Here is a 16,163-nt window from a genome sequence, read left to right as displayed (position 1 = left end):
CATTGTGCCCGACCAAGAAGATTAGCAAGGGTGAACCTGATGATTATCGTCACTGGCGGCGCCGGTTTCATTGGCAGCAATATCGTTAAGGCACTGAATAATATCGGTTATAAAGATATTCTGGTTGTTGATAACCTGAAAGACGGCACTAAATTCGTCAATTTGGTTGATCTGGATATCGCTGATTACATGGATAAAGAAGATTTTGTCGCCAGTATCGTTGCCGGTGATGACATGGGTGATATTGATGCTATTTTCCATGAGGGTGCCTGTTCTTCCACCACCGAGTGGGATGGCAAGTACATGATGGATAACAACTATCAATACTCTAAAGATATCCTGCACTTCTGTCTGGATCGCGGCATTCCGTTTTTATATGCCTCTTCTGCTGCCACTTACGGTGGGCGTACCGATAATTTCATCGAAGATCGTCAGTACGAACAACCACTTAACGTTTATGGTTATTCCAAATTCTTGTTTGATCAGTATGTGCGCGAGATTCTGCCGCAAGCTGATTCGCAAATTTGTGGTTTCCGTTATTTCAACGTTTATGGCCCACGCGAAGGGCACAAAGGCAGCATGGCAAGCGTTGCCTTCCACCTGAATAACCAGATCAATGCGGGTGAGAATCCTAAACTCTTCTCCGGCAGTGAAAACTTCAAACGCGATTTCATCTATGTGGGTGATGTGGCTGACGTTAACCTGTGGTTCTGGCAAAACAATGTCTCCGGCATTTTCAACTGTGGTACCGGTCGCGCAGAATCTTTCCAGGCTGTTGCCGATGCGGTAGTAGACTTCCACCACAGTGGACCTGTGGAATACATTGAATTCCCTGAAAAACTGAAAGGTCGTTATCAGGCATACACCCAAGCTGACCTCACCAAGTTACGTGCTGCGGGTTACGACAAGCCGTTCAAAACCGTCGCTGAAGGCGTCAACGAATACCTGGCCTGGCTCAATCGCTCAGTCTAAATTACTTGCTGCAAGGAATTGATAAACGGTATGAAAATACTGGTCATCGGCCCTTCTTGGGTTGGCGATATGATGATGTCGCAAAGTCTTTACCGTACCCTGAAGGCCGAATATCCGGCAGCAGATATTGATGTGATGGCACCTGCGTGGTGCCGTCCGCTTTTGGCCAGAATGCCAGAAGTGCGTCATGCAATCCCCATGCCCTTAGGCCATGGGGCTTTTGCTTTTGATGAACGTCGTCGCTTGGGTTTAGCCTTACGTGAAACCGGCTATGACCGTGCCTATGTGCTGCCAAACTCATTTAAATCCGCCCTGATACCTTATTTTTCAGGGATTAAGCAACGCATTGGCTGGCGTGGCGAAATGCGCTACTTCTTGCTCAATGATATGCGTATCTTGGATAAACAAGCCTTCCCTATGATGGTTCAGCGCTATGTCGCACTGGCCTATGATAAAGAAAAAATCCATTCAGCCGACGATTTACCGCAACCTTTGCTATGGCCGCAATTGCAGGTTCGGGATGAAGAAATTGCCGAGATTACTGCGTCATTCAATTTGACTGATAACCGGCCAATCGTGGGTTTCTGCCCAGGCGCTGAGTTTGGTCCGGCAAAACGCTGGCCACATTATCACTATGCTACGCTGGCCCAGAAACTGATTGATACTGGCTATCAGGTCGTCTTATTAGGTTCAGCTAAAGATAACGAAGCCGGTGAAGAGATCCGCCAGACTTTGGGCGAAAATTCCCGCGAATTCTGCCTCAATCTGGCGGGGCAAACCTCGCTGGAACAAGCGGTGGTATTGATTGCAGCCTGTAGTGCGGTAGTCAGTAATGACTCCGGTTTAATGCATGTTGCTGCTGCATTAAATAAGCCATTAGTGGCCTTATATGGCCCAAGCAGCCCGGATTTCACCCCACCACTGTCCGATAAAGCTACGGTCATTCGCCTCATTACCGGCTATCACAAAGTGCGCAAAGGCGATAGCGCGCAAGGCTATCATCAGAGTTTGATTGATATCCAGCCAGAACAAGTGATGGCGGCCCTTGAGAAACAATTATCGGCTCGCCAAAGCACTGTCAGTGAGGCCGATTAATGCATGTATTGATCGTTAAAACCTCTTCAATGGGCGACGTTTTACACACGTTGCCCGCACTGACCGATGCGATGAATGCTATGCCAGAGATTCGCTTTGATTGGGTGGTAGAGGAAGGGTTCAGCCAAATACCCAGTTGGCACCCGGCGGTGGATCGAGTGATTCCGGTTGCCATCCGCCGTTGGCGTAAGAATTGGTTTGGTAGTGATACCCGGCAGGAACGCTGTGATTTTAAACGTGTTGTGCAGCAGCGCCGTTATGATGTGGTGATTGATGCTCAGGGGCTAATTAAAAGTGCCGCACTGATTACCCGTATCGCCAAAGGGGTTAGACATGGCCCAGATTGCAAAAGTGCCCGCGAACCCTTTGCCAGTTGGTTTTATAACTGCCGTCATGAGATTGATACTAAACAACATGCTGTTGAGCGCATACGCCAACTGTTTGCCAAAAGCCTTGGCTATGACAAACCTGACAGCTATGGCGATTATGCTATCGCGCAGCGCTTTTTAAGCCAATTACCCAGCGATGCTGGCCAGTATTTGGTTTTTCTGCACGCAACAACCAGAGACAGCAAGCACTGGCCTGAAAGCCATTGGCTGCAATTGATCGAGCTGGTTGCACCCACCGGTTTAAAAATCAAGTTACCATGGGGGGCGGAACATGAGTATCAACGCGCGTTACGATTAGCGGAGCATTTTCCGCATGTTGAGGTCTTGCCTAAACTCAGCCTCCAGCAGGTGGCAGAGGTTCTGGCGGGTGCAAAAGCCGTCGTTTCCGTTGATACCGGCCTCAGCCACCTAACCGCAGCGTTGGATCGCCCCAATATTACCCTGTTCGGTCCAACTGACCCTGGGTTAATTGGTGGCTACGGGAAAAACCAGATTGCGGTGATTTCCGAACAAAAAAGCATGGATACTATTACGGCTGAAACTATTATGGCGCGATTGGAAGCACTGATTTCATAAGCGACTATTGTTTGTTTTCCGTGATTTATTCATGCCAGGAATTCTATCTGCCAGTATTTATCATGTAATAACAAGCGACTCTGGTAATTATCAGATTCGCTTGTTATGGGTTGTCTGATTATCTTTCTAACCTATTATCCAACAAGAGATGGCGGCTAATACATAGCTTCAATTAACATCAACACCTGACTGTTAAGAATTTCTAATTAATTATTTAAATAATTAATAACGCGACTCACTGATATCCTCCGAATAACGGCTCACCAATTTATCGGTCACACCATTAATTACTAAATATCATTCCATCAAAGTAGAGGCTTCAATAAATAGCGATATACCGCCAAAAATAGGCATATTTCCAGATAAAAATATCACCAAATAATAACTTACTGGTATCTATGGCTATACATTTAAGCGCAACAAGAAATAATGATAATCACTCTCATCTTTAAGCACGCAAAATCAATTTTATCGCTGCCCAATTACTGAAATTTGTTAAAAATTATATTCTTTTTTATGAATAGTCTGGCCCTACTCCGGCTATCAGGCTGGCCCAGTTGAAAAGAGCCTTTCTTGCTCAAATATGGTATTATTCTTAATAATCCATATTAATGAAATTGATAGAATGTTGCTGCGTTTATATCAGGTACTGCTCTACCTTATTCAACCTTTGATTTGGCTGCGGTTGCTGTTACGTAGCCGTAAAGCCCCCGCTTATCGCAAGCGTTGGGGGGAACGCTATGGTTTTTGTGCCGGTAAAGTTGTCGCTGGCGGTATCATGCTGCATTCAGTTTCAGTCGGTGAAACACTGGCCGCGATCCCTTTAGTCAGGGCATTACGTCATCGCTACCCATCACTGCCCATTACCGTGACCACCATGACACCTACCGGTTCTGAGCGTGTCCAATCTGCGTTTGGTAAAGATGTTCACCACGTTTATCTGCCTTACGACCTCCCCGGCTCGGTGAACCGTTTTCTTGATCAGGTCAATCCTAAGCTGGTCATTATCATGGAAACAGAACTGTGGCCGAATCTTATCAATGCGCTGCATCGTCGCAAGATCCCACTGGTGATTGCCAATGCACGTCTTTCTGCCCGTTCTGCCGCTGGCTATAAGAAAATCGGTAGTTTTATCCGTAATATGTTGCAACGCATCACACTGATTGCTGCACAAAATCAAGAAGATGGCGACCGTTTCATCGAACTGGGCCTAAGACGTTCTCAGTTGACGGTAACGGGCAGCCTGAAATTTGATATTTCCGTCACCCCTGAATTAGCAGCCAGAGCCGTAACATTACGCCGCCAATGGGCACCGCATCGCCCGGTGTGGATTGCAACCAGTACTCATGACGGCGAAGAAGCCATTTTGCTGGAGGCTCACAGCCAATTGCTGCAACACTTCCCGACATTATTGTTGATTTTGGTACCTCGTCATCCCGAACGTTTCCCGACAGCGGTTGAACTGACACAGAAAGCAGGGCTGAGTTATACCTTACGTAGCAAAGGTGAAATCCCTTCTGGCAGTACACAGGTTGTGATTGGCGATACCATGGGTGAACTGATGCTGCTATATGGTATTGCCGATCTGGCCTTTGTCGGTGGAAGCCTGGTTGAACGTGGTGGTCATAATCCATTGGAAGCCGCGGCCCATGCCATTCCGGTGTTGATGGGGCCACATACATTTAACTTTAAAGACATCTGTGCCAAGCTGGAGCAGGCTGAAGGGTTGATAACCGTAACAGATACCCTATCGCTGGTAAAAGAAATCACCGTGCTGCTAACAGATGAAGATTGCCGCCTCTATTATGGTCGCCATGCAGTTGATGTGTTGCATGAAAACCAAGGTGCACTACAGCGGCTATTACACTTGCTGGAGCCTTATCTGCCGCAACGGAGCCACTAAATGAGTGCAAGAAAACGCCTGTCAGTGGTGATGATTGCCAAGAATGAAGCCTCATTGCTGGCGGATTGCCTGGCATCAGTGAGCTGGGCTGATGAAATAGTGGTATTGGATTCAGGCAGTGAAGATGAAACCATCGCGCTGGCTCAGCAATATGGCGCTAAAGTCTACTGTAACGAGCAATGGCCGGGTTATGGTAAACAGCGGCAATTAGCTCAACAGTATGCCAGTGGTGATTATATTCTGATGCTGGATGCCGATGAACGAGTAACCCCTGAGCTTAAAGCAGCTATTGAAGCGGTACTTATCGCACCGGAGGAAGGCGCGGTTTATAGCTGTGCACGGCGGAACCTGTTTTTAGGCCGTTTTATGCGCCACAGTGGCTGGTATCCAGATCGAGTAACCCGGTTATATCCGCATCATCAGTTCCAATATAACGATAATTTGGTGCATGAATCGCTCAATAGCGGCTCAGCAAAAGTTATCCCGTTGAGCGGTGATTTATTGCATCTAACTTGCCGTGATTTCTTTGCTTTTCAACGTAAACAACTGAATTATGCAAAGGCGTGGGCCACTCAGCGCCATCAGCAAGGTAAGAGTTGCAGCTACTTCTCTATTCTCAGCCATACTCTTGGGGCTTTCTGTAAAACATGGTTATTACGTGCAGGTTTCCTCGATGGTAAACAAGGGCTATTGCTGGCAGTCGTAAACGCGCAATATACCTTTAATAAATATGCGGCTCTGTGGGCATTGAGCCACCAATATCAGAAAAGCGAGAACTCATGACCACCAAAGCCATCTATCCGGGGACATTTGATCCCATAACCAATGGGCATTTGGACTTAGTGACACGTGCCGCTGCCATGTTCAGCCATGTCATCCTGGCTATTGCCGACAGTTCCAGCAAAAAACCGATGTTTACACTGGCAGAACGCGTGGCATTGGCCAAAGAAGTGACCGCACCTTTGAAGAATGTAGAGGTTTTAGGATTCAGTGAACTGATGGCTGAGTTCGCCAGAAAACACGATGCTAATATTTTGGTACGAGGCTTACGCTCAGTATCAGACTTTGAGTATGAATGGCAACTGGCCAATATGAACCGTCACCTGATGCCAAAACTGGAAAGTGTGTTCCTGATGCCATCAGAAAAATGGTCGTTTATCTCTTCCTCATTGGTGAAGGAAGTGGCGCGCCATGGGGGAGATATCACGCCGTTCCTTCCGGTACCGGTCACCAAAGCGCTAATGAGTAAACTGGCCTGACTCTTTATTTACGCGATACCCTATATAGCCAAAGTTAATTGGCGTTACCGGTAGGTGGTAAGCGAACATAGCTCACAACCCAGCGGCTTCAAATACGAAGGGTATACGATTAATGCTGGCAGTGGCGGCAAAAAAACGTGCTGCGCTGCCCATGTTTCGCAATTTCAATCAGATGCCCACAACGGCGACATGACTCGCCTGCCCGCCCGTACACCTGCAACTCCTGCGCAAAGTAACCAGGCTTACCGTCTGACTGTAGAAAGTCGCGCAATGTAGTGCCCCCCTGCTCAATGGAATGCAGCAACACGGCTTTTATTGTGGCCACTAGCAGTACAATTTCAGCGTTGGTTAATGAACCGGCGGCACGGTCAGGCAAAAGACCCGCGGCAAACAAGGATTCACTGGCGTAAATATTGCCAACACCAACTACCACTTTATTATCCATCAGCCACTGTTTAATCACGGTGCGCTTATTACGTGATTTATCAAACAGATATTGGGCAGAAAATTCGTCGCTCAGTGGTTCTGGCCCTAAATGTGCTAATACATTGCTGGTTTCAAGGTCTTTTGCCCACAACCAGGCACCAAAGCGCCGTGGGTCGGTATAACGCAATATTTTGCCATTACTGATCACCAAATCGACATGGTCGTGTTTTTCAGCTTCAGTTTCTTCAGATAATATCCGTAAGCTACCTGACATCCCCAGATGGACGATAATCCAGCCAGTTGGCAGTTCTATTAGTAAATACTTGGCCCTACGCTGAACACTGAGCACCGGCTGATCACTCAAAGCCAGAATTTCATCGGATACCGGCCAACGCAAACGGGCATTTCTAACCACCGCGTAAAGAATAGTTTGGCCGACAAGATAAGGTTCGATCCCGCGTCGGCTGGTCTCAACTTCTGGTAATTCAGGCATGTAACCTCCCTAAACGTATCTCACTGAACTTTATATAATAAAAAACCCGGCCGAAGCCGGGTTTTCATAATCCACCAAAATTAAAATTATTTAATTTTAGCTTCTTTATAGATCACGTGTTGACGGACAACTGGATCGAATTTCTTCAATTCCAATTTTTCCGGCTTAGTACGCTTGTTCTTCGTAGTGGTATAGAAGTGACCAGTACCAGCAGAAGAAACCAGCTTGATCTTCTCGCGAACACCTTTAGCCATGATTCAGTTCCTTAATACTTCTCACCGCGGGCACGAATTTCGGCCAAGACCGTTTCGATACCCTTCTTATCAATAACACGCATACCTTTAGCAGATACACGCAGAGTTACAAAGCGCTTCTCGCCCTCAACCCAAAAACGGTGAGAGTGAAGGTTCGGCAGAAAACGGCGTTTGGTCGCGTTCATTGCGTGGGAACGGTTGTTACCGCTCACCGGGCGCTTGCCAGTAACTTGGCAGACTCGGGACATGTCTATTCTCCAAAAATCAAATCAGCTCGAGCTTCGTATAGGATTTGGCCGCCTCGTCAGGCTTTAGAGCCCATCTCAGCAAATTCACTGAGAAGACTCACTGTCATCAGGTCAGAAACCCCTGCCACCAGGCTATAAACCTGCTGAGATAGGCTCTTCACGCCAAACCCAAGATTCTCAAAGGTGGCGTAGTATACGCTCTGAAGCGTAAGTGCTCAAGTCCCGAACAGCTAAAGATCCTGAAAGGATCAATTATTATTGCTCTAAAGCCATCCCCGTTCAGCAAATGAGACACATTCACCCCGGCCAACCACTAAATGATCGAGCACACGAATATCTAATAATGAGCAGGCTTTTATCACCTGCGTAGTAATCAAACGGTCGGCTTGGCTCGGTTCAGCCTTACCCGAGGGGTGATTATGCGCCAGAATCAGCGCGGCGGCATTAACCTTCAGCGCTTCACGCACAATTTCTCTCGGATGGACCTCAACGCTGCTAATGGTACCAGTAAACATCTCCTCATGGCGAATAACACGATGCTGGTTATCCAAAAACATGACTAAAAAAATCTCTCGTTCGCGGTGGGAAAGAATATTTTGTAGAAACTTTTGGGTAATTTCGGGATTTTGCAGAACACTTTCCCGCATCAGGTGGGATGAAAAACAACGGCAGGCTAGTTCTGCAATAGCTTGAATTTGGCTGTATTTAGATGCACCAATCCCTTTTTGAGCACATAACGTCTGATAATCCGCCGACATCAGCCCATGAAGTGAGCCAAACTCTTCAATCAGATATTCAGCCATCTGCATTACGTGTACTCCCGGAATACCGGTACGCAGAAAAATAGCGAGTAACTCGGCATCGGTCAGCATGGCTGCACCGTATTTCAGTAATTTCTCCCTTGGGGCTATCTGCCCATACCATTCATCCATCCTTTGGCTCCTGTAATCCCAGAACAGCACATGCAGCATGACAGAAGGCTTTCTGCCTGGCGAACTCATGATTAAGTGCATGCGAAACGCTTCGCAAATTTGATGATTGATGACATCAAGCGACAGCCCGATAGCTAATCTACTCAGTGGTTATGCTAAAATATTGCCTCTTACAGCTTTCATTCGGACAATCATGATGACGGGACTTTCCGGCAAACATATTGTGCTCGGGATTAGCGGAGGTATTGCCGCGTATAAATCTCCTGAGCTGGTACGCCGCTTGCGCGACAGGGGCGCAGAAGTGCGTGTGGTGATGACGACCGCCGCCAAAGCGTTCATTACGCCGCTCACGTTGCAGGCAGTCTCGGGCTATCCCGTCTCAGATGATTTACTCGATCCGGCGGCAGAAGCCGCCATGGGCCATATTGAGTTAGGTAAATGGGCTGATCTGGTCATCATGGCTCCGGCTACGGCTGATTTGCTGGCCCGGGTTGCTGCGGGGATGGCAAATGACCTACTGACCACGGTTTGCCTGGCCACGGCAGCCCCTATTGCGGCTGTTCCGGCCATGAATCAACAGATGTACCGTGCTACGGCCACCCAAGCGAACTTGCAGACTCTCGCTAATCGCGGAATGTTGCTGTGGGGGCCGGACAGCGGCAGCCAGGCTTGTGGTGATGTGGGGCCGGGAAGAATGCTGGACCCGCTGGAAATCGTCGCACTGGCAGACAGTCATTTTTCTGCAAAACAAGACCTGCAACATTTGAGTGTCATGATTACCGCAGGGCCAACCCGTGAAGCACTTGATCCGGTGCGCTTTATCAGTAATCAAAGTTCGGGCAAGATGGGCTTCGCAATTGCTCAGGCCGCCGCCGCGAGAGGCGCTAAAGTCACGCTGATTGCAGGCCCGGTGAATCTCTCCACGCCGACGGGTGTTAATCGCATTGATGTTGTCAGTGCTCTTGAGATGCAGCAGGTCGTGCAGAACACCGTAGCCCAGCAGAATATTTTTATTTCTTGTGCTGCGGTAGCAGATTACCGTGCAGAGCAAGTTTCTGATGAGAAAATAAAAAAACAGGGTGATGAAATCACCCTTAAGTTGGTGAAAAACCCGGATATTGTTGCTGGCGTGGCTTCGATGGCTAAAAATCGACCATTTGTGGTTGGATTTGCTGCCGAAACCCAGAATGTGGAAGAATACGCGCGACAAAAACTAGTGCGAAAGAAGCTGGATCTGATTTGCGCTAATGATGTATCGCTCGCAGAGCATGGTTTTAACAGTGATACCAATGCCTTGCACCTTTTTTGGCTGGCTGGAGAGAAACGTTTACCGCTCAGCGATAAACACCTCCTCAGTCAGCGTTTAATAGACGAGATTGTCAGCCGTTATGATGAAAAAAATCGACATTAAAATTCTGGACCCACGTGTTGGCAATGAATTTCCTTTACCAACCTATGCTACAGAAGGTTCTGCCGGGCTGGATTTACGTGCCTGTCTGGACGAGGCAGTTGATTTACTGCCGGGGCAAACCACATTGTTACCTACCGGCTTAGCCATACACATCGGTGATAGTGCTTTAGCCGCCGTCATTCTGCCGCGCTCCGGTTTGGGGCATAAGCATGGCGTGGTATTAGGTAATCTGGTGGGGCTGATTGATTCCGATTATCAAGGGCAATTGATGGTGTCAGTCTGGAACCGTGGTCAACAGGCTTTTACCATCGAACCCGGTGAACGCATCGCTCAGATGGTATTTGTTCCCGTAGTACAAGCAGAATTCAATTTGGTTGAGGATTTTGACCAAAGTGAACGTGGTACCGGTGGTTTTGGTCATTCTGGGCGCCAATAACCTACCCTAGACCTCAATATCGTAAAAAAGCTATCACATAAGCCGCCGGGGCTTGGTACCCAGTGCGGCCGATATTTGGGTTTTTGTTATTAAGTCATTTTTAGCAAGGGTCTACTCGGACATGGCAGAAAAACAGAATACGAAAAGGAACAGGCGCGAGGAAATTTTGCAGGCTTTAGCGCAGATGCTGGAATCCAGTGATGGTAGCCAACGCATTACTACCGCTAAACTTGCCGCCAATGTGGGGGTTTCTGAAGCAGCGCTTTATCGACATTTCCCCAGTAAAACGCGGATGTTCGATAGCCTGATCGAGTTTATTGAAGATAGTCTGATGTCCCGCATTAATTTGATTCTGCAAGATGAAAAAGAGACGTTTAATCGCCTCCGGCTAATCCTGCTACTGGTATTAGGGTTTGCAGAACGCAACCCCGGCCTGACCCGAATCATGACCGGGCATGCACTGATGTTTGAACAAGATCGTCTGCAAGGGCGGATTAATCAACTATTTGAACGTATTGAAGTGCAATTGCGTCAAGTTTTGCGCGAGAAAAAACTGCGTGATGGGCAAGGTTTTATACATGATGAAGCGCTATTGGCGACTCAACTACTGGCATTTTGTGAAGGGATGCTTTCGCGCTTTGTCCGTTCAGAATTCCGCTACCGGCCAACACAAGAGTTTGACGCCCGCTGGCCACTGATTGTGGCGCAGTTGCAATAAGCTCAGTCGCGGCAGTCACAAAACCTATAAAAAAAGGGCCTGATGGCCCTTTTTGCTGGCTTAGCAATAGAGTGGCTAGATACCGTATTCCTTGCGATATTCACGCACCGCGGCCAGATGATCAGCCATTTCTGGTTTTTCTTCCAGATAACTTATCACATCACTCAACGTCACAATCGCAATCACTTTGCAGTGATAATCACGTTCAACTTCCTGAATCGCTGAAATCTCACCACGGCCACGTTCCTGACGGTCCAATGAAATCATTACGCCAGCCAGGGTCGCGCCCTGTGCATTGATAATCTCCATTGATTCACGAATAGCAGTACCAGCGGTTATTACATCATCCACCAGCATGACTCGGCCTTGTAACGGGCTACCTACCAGACTGCCGCCTTCCCCGTGATTTTTCGCTTCTTTACGGTTAAAACAGTAAGGCACATCGCGTTCATGATGCTCTGCCAATGCAACAGCCGTCGTCGTCGCAATTGGGATACCTTTGTATGCTGGCCCGAACAACAGATCGAACTCCACACCACAATCTACTAAGGCAGCGGCATAAAAACGCCCGAGTTTTGCCAGATCCAGCCCGGTATTAAACAATCCGGCATTAAAGAAATAGGGGCTAATCCGCCCAGACTTCAGGGTAAATTCGCCAAACTTCAACACCTGCTTGTTAAGCGCAAACTCGATAAAATCGCGCTGATAGGCTTTCATGGGTACTTCTCCTCTCCAGATTGTGACTGTTCTTGTTAACTGCTTTATTAACTGACTCGATATCTAAATTGCAGGCAAAAAAAAGGCGACTAGCAAGTCGCCTTAATCAATTATTGTGCTAACACTGCTTTCTGCGCCTGGAAAATAGTCTCTATTCCCCCACGGGCCAGAGCCAGCAACGACAAGAGTTCTTCGTGACTGAATGGTTCGCCTTCTGCGGTGCCCTGCACCTCAATCATCCGGCCATCTTCCATCATCACCACATTCATATCCGTTTCTGCGGCAGAATCTTCTACATATTCCAGATCGCAAAGGGCCTCGCCTTTAACGATACCGACAGAAACCGCAGCAACCAGACCTTTCATTGGGTTCGCTTTCAATTTACCCGCCGCGACCAGTTTATTCAGTGCATCGGCCAGAGCCACACAAGCACCACTGATTGAAGCAGTACGGGTACCACCATCAGCCTGCAACACATCGCAGTCTAAGGTGATAGTGAACTCACCTAATTTTTTCAAATCAACCGCAGCACGTAAAGAACGGGCAATCAGGCGTTGAATCTCTAAAGTACGGCCACCTTGTTTACCTTTCGCGGCTTCACGGGCATTACGGCTATGAGTAGCACGCGGCAACATGCCATATTCAGCAGTTATCCAGCCCTGCCCTTGGCCTTTGAGAAAGCGCGGAACACCCTCTTCGACCGTGGCGGTACACAATACTTTGGTATCGCCAAACTCAACCAATACTGAACCTTCAGCGTGTTTCGTGTAATTACGGGTCAGGGTGAGTGGGCGGACTTGTTGTGCTGCTCGGTCTGCTGGACGCATGGGCTTTCTCCGGCTTTAAATCGATATTGGTCGCGCATTATACGGCCTTAGTGATGTAATGCCTATCCTGCCTGCGCCTCGGAGGCTATAATCGCTGCATCTTTTCTTTAAAACGGGTACGCAACAATGATCCGCAGCATGACCGCTTACGCTCGGCGTGACATTAAGGGTGAATGGGGTAGCGCAGCCTGGGAGCTGCGTTCCGTTAACCAACGCTATTTAGAAACCTATATTCGCTTACCTGAACAATTTCGCAGTCTGGAACCAGTTATCCGCGAACGCATCCGTGGCCGCTTAACGCGCGGCAAAATTGAGTGCAACCTGCGTTTTGAACTGGATGCTAACGCACAAAGCTCTCTGATCCTTAATGAAAAACTGGCAAAGCAGTTAGTTGAGGCCGGTAACTGGGTCAAAATGCAAAGTGATGAAGGCGAGATAAATCCGGTGGATATTCTGCGCTGGCCGGGTGTCATGGCCGCTGAAGAGCAGGATCTGGACGCAATCAGTACCGAGCTAATGCAAGCATTGGATATCGTGCTGGATGACTTTATCGTTTCCCGCGAAACAGAAGGTGCGGCACTGAAAACCCTTATTGAACAGCGCCTTGATGGTGTTAGTGCGGAAGTGATTAAAGTCCGTGCGCATATGCCAAATATCTTGCAGTGGCAACGTGAACGCTTGCTCAATAAGCTGGAAGAAGCGCAAGTCCAACTGGAAAATACCCGTCTGGAGCAGGAATTGGTGCTGATGGCGCAACGTGTCGATGTTGCCGAAGAGCTAGATCGCCTGGAAGCGCACGTTAAAGAAACGCACAATATTCTGAAGAAGAAAGAAGCGGTAGGCCGTCGCCTTGATTTTATGATGCAAGAATTTAACCGCGAATCGAATACGCTGGCATCAAAGTCTATCAATGCCGACGTGACCAACTCCGCTATCGAACTGAAAGTACTAATCGAGCAAATGCGCGAGCAGATTCAAAACATCGAGTAATATTTCATAAGCTATCACTAGAACGCAAAAAACCAGCAAAGCCCGCATATAGACGGGCTTTTTTATTATCATTAGCTATCATAAAGACGCATTAAAGCGCATGATTACCGTGTACACAAAGGTGTACCCAATGCGTTTTGTGTACATCACTTTGGGTACACCCTTCTATTCAATGTTTAGGTAGTCGTTATGGCAAAACTCACAGACATGCAGATTCGGGCTTGGATAAAGGCCGGAGAACGATTTGAAGGCCGGGCAGATGGCAATGGGCTGTATCTGCGACACAGGGAAGCTGACAGATCACCAAGCTGGCGTTTCCGCTATAAGTTCTCTGGTAAGTCCCGCATCATGCTCATTGGTTCATATTCTGAAATATCACTGTCCAAAGCCCGTGACATAGTAAAAGAGCTATCAGCACGTGTATCGCTTGGCTATGACGTTGCTGGAGAGAAACAAGAGCGGAAAACGGAAGCGCTGGCGAAGATGGAAGCCGAAAAGAACGCCATGCGCGTTTCAGAGCTTGCCGCTGAATACTTTGAGCGCCAGATCCTTCCTCGCTGGAAGCACCCAGACATTTTGCGCCGCCGTATCGACAAAGATATAAACCCGCATATTGGCAGCATGAAGGTAGAAGATGTAAAGCCACGACACATTGACGACATGCTAAAGGCCATCGTAGACCGTGGAGCACCAACCATAGCCACAGATGTTTTACGTTGGACGCGGCGCATATTCGATTACGGTATCAAGCGTCACGCATTAGAAGTCAACCCATGCTCAGCCTTTGAGGTGGCAGACGCTGGCGGGAAAGAAGTGAGCCGCGATCGCTGGCTAACTCGTGATGAATTAATCCGGTTATTCCAAGCTATGCGCATGGCTAAAGGGTTCAGCCGTCAGAATGAAATAACATTTAAGTTATTGTTGGCTCTGTGCGTGAGAAAAATGGAACTATGCGCCGCCCGTTGGGAAGAATTCGACTTAGACGCCGCTATATGGCACTTGCCAGCAGAGCGCAGTAAGAACGGCGATGCTATCGATATTCCATTACCACCACCAGCGGTTGAGTGGCTTAAAGAGCTTCATACATTCTCATGCAACAGCGCATGGGTACTGCCAGCCAGAAAAATGCAAAACAGGATGATTCCCCATATCCAAGAAAGCACCTTACCCGTGGCATTGGCAAAAGTACGGGCTGAAATGGCGGACGTTGAAAATGTCACTATTCACGACTTCCGACGCACGGCTCGCACACACTTAGCCTCGCTTGGAGTTGATCCGGTAGTAGCCGAACGTTGCCTTAATCACCGTATAAAGGGCGTTGAGGGCATCTACAACCGGCACCAATACTTTGATGAACGTAAGGCAGCTTTGGCGCAATGGGCAGCGTTGCTGGTGGCACTAGAGAGGGGTGAGGATTACAATGTTACTCCTATCAATAGGACGCACAAAACAGCATAAAAGAACAGATTGAGCCTAGCTCGACGGAGTGAAAAGCGGAAAACCTTACCGCCCGGCTCAATCCACTTTTCAAAGGTTAGCGTATAAAGGTAACGCCATGAAAAATGGAAAAAATGAAAGATCAAAAAGCATATGGGAAGAAAGCGGAATTCCAGCACTCGAATACTGCCGGTTAAATAGGGCAGCAGAATTGCTAGATTGTAAAATTGACGATCTGCTCCATTGGGCTGAAATTGGAGCTATCGAACTTTGCTTAAAATTTAATGGTTTTGAATCAGTTATCCGTCCACCATTCAGCTATGAAGATAATCCCGATCAATGGATAAAAGAAAATTCGGGCATATCATCAATAATTGGCATATCAGCAAGGTATATCGGGGAGTATCCTCTTAGCGGTTTTAAACCAAAAGTAGATTTTAACCTTGAAGCTGAATCAGAAGATGATGCCTACCAATACCATTTTGAATATGAAAATCATCCGGCGCTAAAAAAACCGCTAGTCTATCTTGTTGGGTTATGGGCTATTTTCCCAGAATTTGACGGACACCTGTATTCTGTGTTGAGCGATAAAAATCACTACGCATTTAATGCTATAAATATCACACTCAAAATCGCTGACGAAACTAACAAAAAAGACATGATTACTGCTCATCCACCCACCGAGCAGGCTTACGATGAAAACATGAGATTAATTACCCCTGTAAAAACCTTATTTGAAATCACCACAAATGATTTATTTATAACTAAGCAACAAATAGAAACTATTCACTCAAGAAAGGGGGGATACCTTCCAAGTTTCATTAGTGGTGAGGTTAAAGGCGTCGATCGGGAACAGGGAAAAGAAATAATTACCGATAATACTAGAACCACGGCAAAGCAATCAGATTATATTGTTGGCTTGTTAAAATCACTCGGATTCAAAGATACTGATTTAACTGGCAGCATCTCAGAACTTAGGGCAAAAATTGCCAGACAATCCAAAAATAACCTATTACCAGACGTTGACGACAACACCCTCATAAGCTGGCTACGCAGAGGTGGGATAAATCGATAGCTGAA

18 protein-coding genes and 1 pseudogene are annotated in these 16,163 nt (G+C 47.5%); 13 read left to right on the top strand and 6 right to left on the bottom strand.

The features are described from left to right. Nucleotides 1-39: 39 nt before the first annotated feature. From A6J66_017445 to A6J66_017420, 6 genes are all read left to right on the top strand, one after another. Nucleotides 40-972 (top strand): ADP-glyceromanno-heptose 6-epimerase, encoded by a 933-nt coding sequence (locus tag A6J66_017445; protein PNM25805.1) that lies wholly within the window; start codon nt 40-42, stop codon nt 970-972. A gap of 30 nt (nt 973-1,002) precedes the next feature. Then, complete coding sequence (locus tag A6J66_017440; protein PNM25804.1) at nt 1,003-2,067, top strand: ADP-heptose--LPS heptosyltransferase RfaF; 1,065 nt, start codon at nt 1,003-1,005, stop codon at nt 2,065-2,067. After that, nucleotides 2,067-3,032, top strand: coding sequence for a lipopolysaccharide heptosyltransferase RfaC (locus tag A6J66_017435; GenBank protein ID PNM25803.1), 966 nt, complete (start codon nt 2,067-2,069; stop codon nt 3,030-3,032). Before A6J66_017440 ends, A6J66_017435 begins: the two co-directional genes overlap by 1 nt. 625 nt (nt 3,033-3,657) lie before the next feature. Beyond that, the gene (locus A6J66_017430; GenBank protein PNM27057.1) at nt 3,658-4,935 is read left to right on the top strand and encodes a 3-deoxy-D-manno-octulosonic acid transferase; all 1,278 of its coding nucleotides are present in this window, start codon (nt 3,658-3,660) and stop codon (nt 4,933-4,935) included. Beyond that, nucleotides 4,936-5,718, top strand: a complete 783-nt coding sequence (locus A6J66_017425; GenBank protein PNM25802.1) for a glycosyltransferase family 2 protein — start codon at nt 4,936-4,938, stop codon at nt 5,716-5,718. After that, a complete protein-coding gene (locus A6J66_017420) occupies nt 5,715-6,194 on the top strand; it encodes a pantetheine-phosphate adenylyltransferase (protein ID PNM25801.1) in 480 nt (159 codons plus the stop codon). The genes A6J66_017425 and A6J66_017420 overlap by 4 nt, the downstream gene beginning before the upstream one ends. Before the next feature lie 109 nt (nt 6,195-6,303). Here A6J66_017420 and A6J66_017415 read toward each other — a convergent pair whose 3' ends face one another. The 3 genes from A6J66_017415 to A6J66_017405 form a co-directional block, all read right to left on the bottom strand. Continuing rightward, nucleotides 6,304-7,113 carry a bifunctional DNA-formamidopyrimidine glycosylase/DNA-(apurinic or apyrimidinic site) lyase gene (locus A6J66_017415; GenBank protein ID PNM25800.1) on the bottom strand — a complete coding sequence of 270 codons (810 nt, stop codon included), beginning with the start codon at nt 7,111-7,113 and terminating at the stop codon, nt 6,304-6,306. 86 nt (nt 7,114-7,199) lie between these two features. After that, entirely contained in the window at nt 7,200-7,367 is a 168-nt protein-coding gene (gene rpmG, locus A6J66_017410) for a 50S ribosomal protein L33 (protein ID PNM25799.1), read from the bottom strand. A gap of 11 nt (nt 7,368-7,378) precedes the next feature. Further along, entirely contained in the window at nt 7,379-7,615 is a 237-nt protein-coding gene (locus tag A6J66_017405; protein ID PNM25798.1) for a 50S ribosomal protein L28, read from the bottom strand. Here A6J66_017405 and A6J66_017400 point away from each other — a divergent pair. Then, nucleotides 7,614-7,826: pseudogene (locus A6J66_017400) on the top strand (hypothetical protein). The gene A6J66_017405 and the pseudogene A6J66_017400 sit on opposite strands and share 2 nt — an antisense overlap. 52 nt (nt 7,827-7,878) lie before the next feature. On the opposite strand, the gene A6J66_017395 reads toward A6J66_017400, so the two are convergent. Further along, nucleotides 7,879-8,547, bottom strand: coding sequence for a JAB domain-containing protein (locus tag A6J66_017395; protein PNM25797.1), 669 nt, complete (start codon nt 8,545-8,547; stop codon nt 7,879-7,881). Nucleotides 8,548-8,743: 196 nt separating this feature from the next. Between A6J66_017395 and coaBC the strand changes: the two genes are divergently transcribed. The 3 genes from coaBC to A6J66_017380 all read left to right on the top strand — a co-directional run bounded on the left by coaBC (nt 8,744) and on the right by A6J66_017380 (nt 11,112). After that, nucleotides 8,744-9,958, top strand: a complete 1,215-nt coding sequence (gene coaBC / locus A6J66_017390; GenBank protein ID PNM25796.1) for a bifunctional phosphopantothenoylcysteine decarboxylase/phosphopantothenate--cysteine ligase CoaBC — start codon at nt 8,744-8,746, stop codon at nt 9,956-9,958. After that, entirely contained in the window at nt 9,939-10,394 is a 456-nt protein-coding gene (locus tag A6J66_017385; GenBank protein ID PNM25795.1) for a dUTP diphosphatase, read from the top strand. Before coaBC ends, A6J66_017385 begins: the two co-directional genes overlap by 20 nt. A gap of 121 nt (nt 10,395-10,515) precedes the next feature. Further along, entirely contained in the window at nt 10,516-11,112 is a 597-nt protein-coding gene (locus tag A6J66_017380; GenBank protein PNM25794.1) for a nucleoid occlusion factor SlmA, read from the top strand. Nucleotides 11,113-11,187: 75 nt separating this feature from the next. Here the strand turns inward: A6J66_017380 and A6J66_017375 are convergent, their stop codons facing one another. Beyond that, complete coding sequence (locus A6J66_017375; protein PNM25793.1) at nt 11,188-11,829, bottom strand: orotate phosphoribosyltransferase; 642 nt, start codon at nt 11,827-11,829, stop codon at nt 11,188-11,190. Between the two features lie 110 nt (nt 11,830-11,939). Continuing rightward, nucleotides 11,940-12,656 (bottom strand): ribonuclease PH, encoded by a 717-nt coding sequence (locus A6J66_017370; GenBank protein PNM25792.1) that lies wholly within the window; start codon nt 12,654-12,656, stop codon nt 11,940-11,942. A 126-nt stretch (nt 12,657-12,782) separates the two neighbouring features. Between A6J66_017370 and A6J66_017365 the strand changes: the two genes are divergently transcribed. From A6J66_017365 to A6J66_017355, 3 genes are all read left to right on the top strand, one after another. Beyond that, nucleotides 12,783-13,646 carry a YicC family protein gene (locus tag A6J66_017365; protein PNM25791.1) on the top strand — a complete coding sequence of 288 codons (864 nt, stop codon included), beginning with the start codon at nt 12,783-12,785 and terminating at the stop codon, nt 13,644-13,646. Between the two features lie 189 nt (nt 13,647-13,835). Beyond that, a complete protein-coding gene (locus A6J66_017360) occupies nt 13,836-15,104 on the top strand; it encodes a site-specific integrase (protein PNM25790.1) in 1,269 nt (422 codons plus the stop codon). Between the two features lie 97 nt (nt 15,105-15,201). Next, nucleotides 15,202-16,158 (top strand): hypothetical protein, encoded by a 957-nt coding sequence (locus tag A6J66_017355; GenBank protein PNM25789.1) that lies wholly within the window; start codon nt 15,202-15,204, stop codon nt 16,156-16,158. Nucleotides 16,159-16,163: the final 5 nt, after the last annotated feature.

The organism is Yersinia enterocolitica, from assembly GCA_002082245.2.
Classification (GTDB): domain Bacteria; phylum Pseudomonadota; class Gammaproteobacteria; order Enterobacterales; family Enterobacteriaceae; genus Yersinia; species Yersinia enterocolitica_E.
This window is presented reverse-complemented; position numbering and strand designations above follow the sequence as displayed.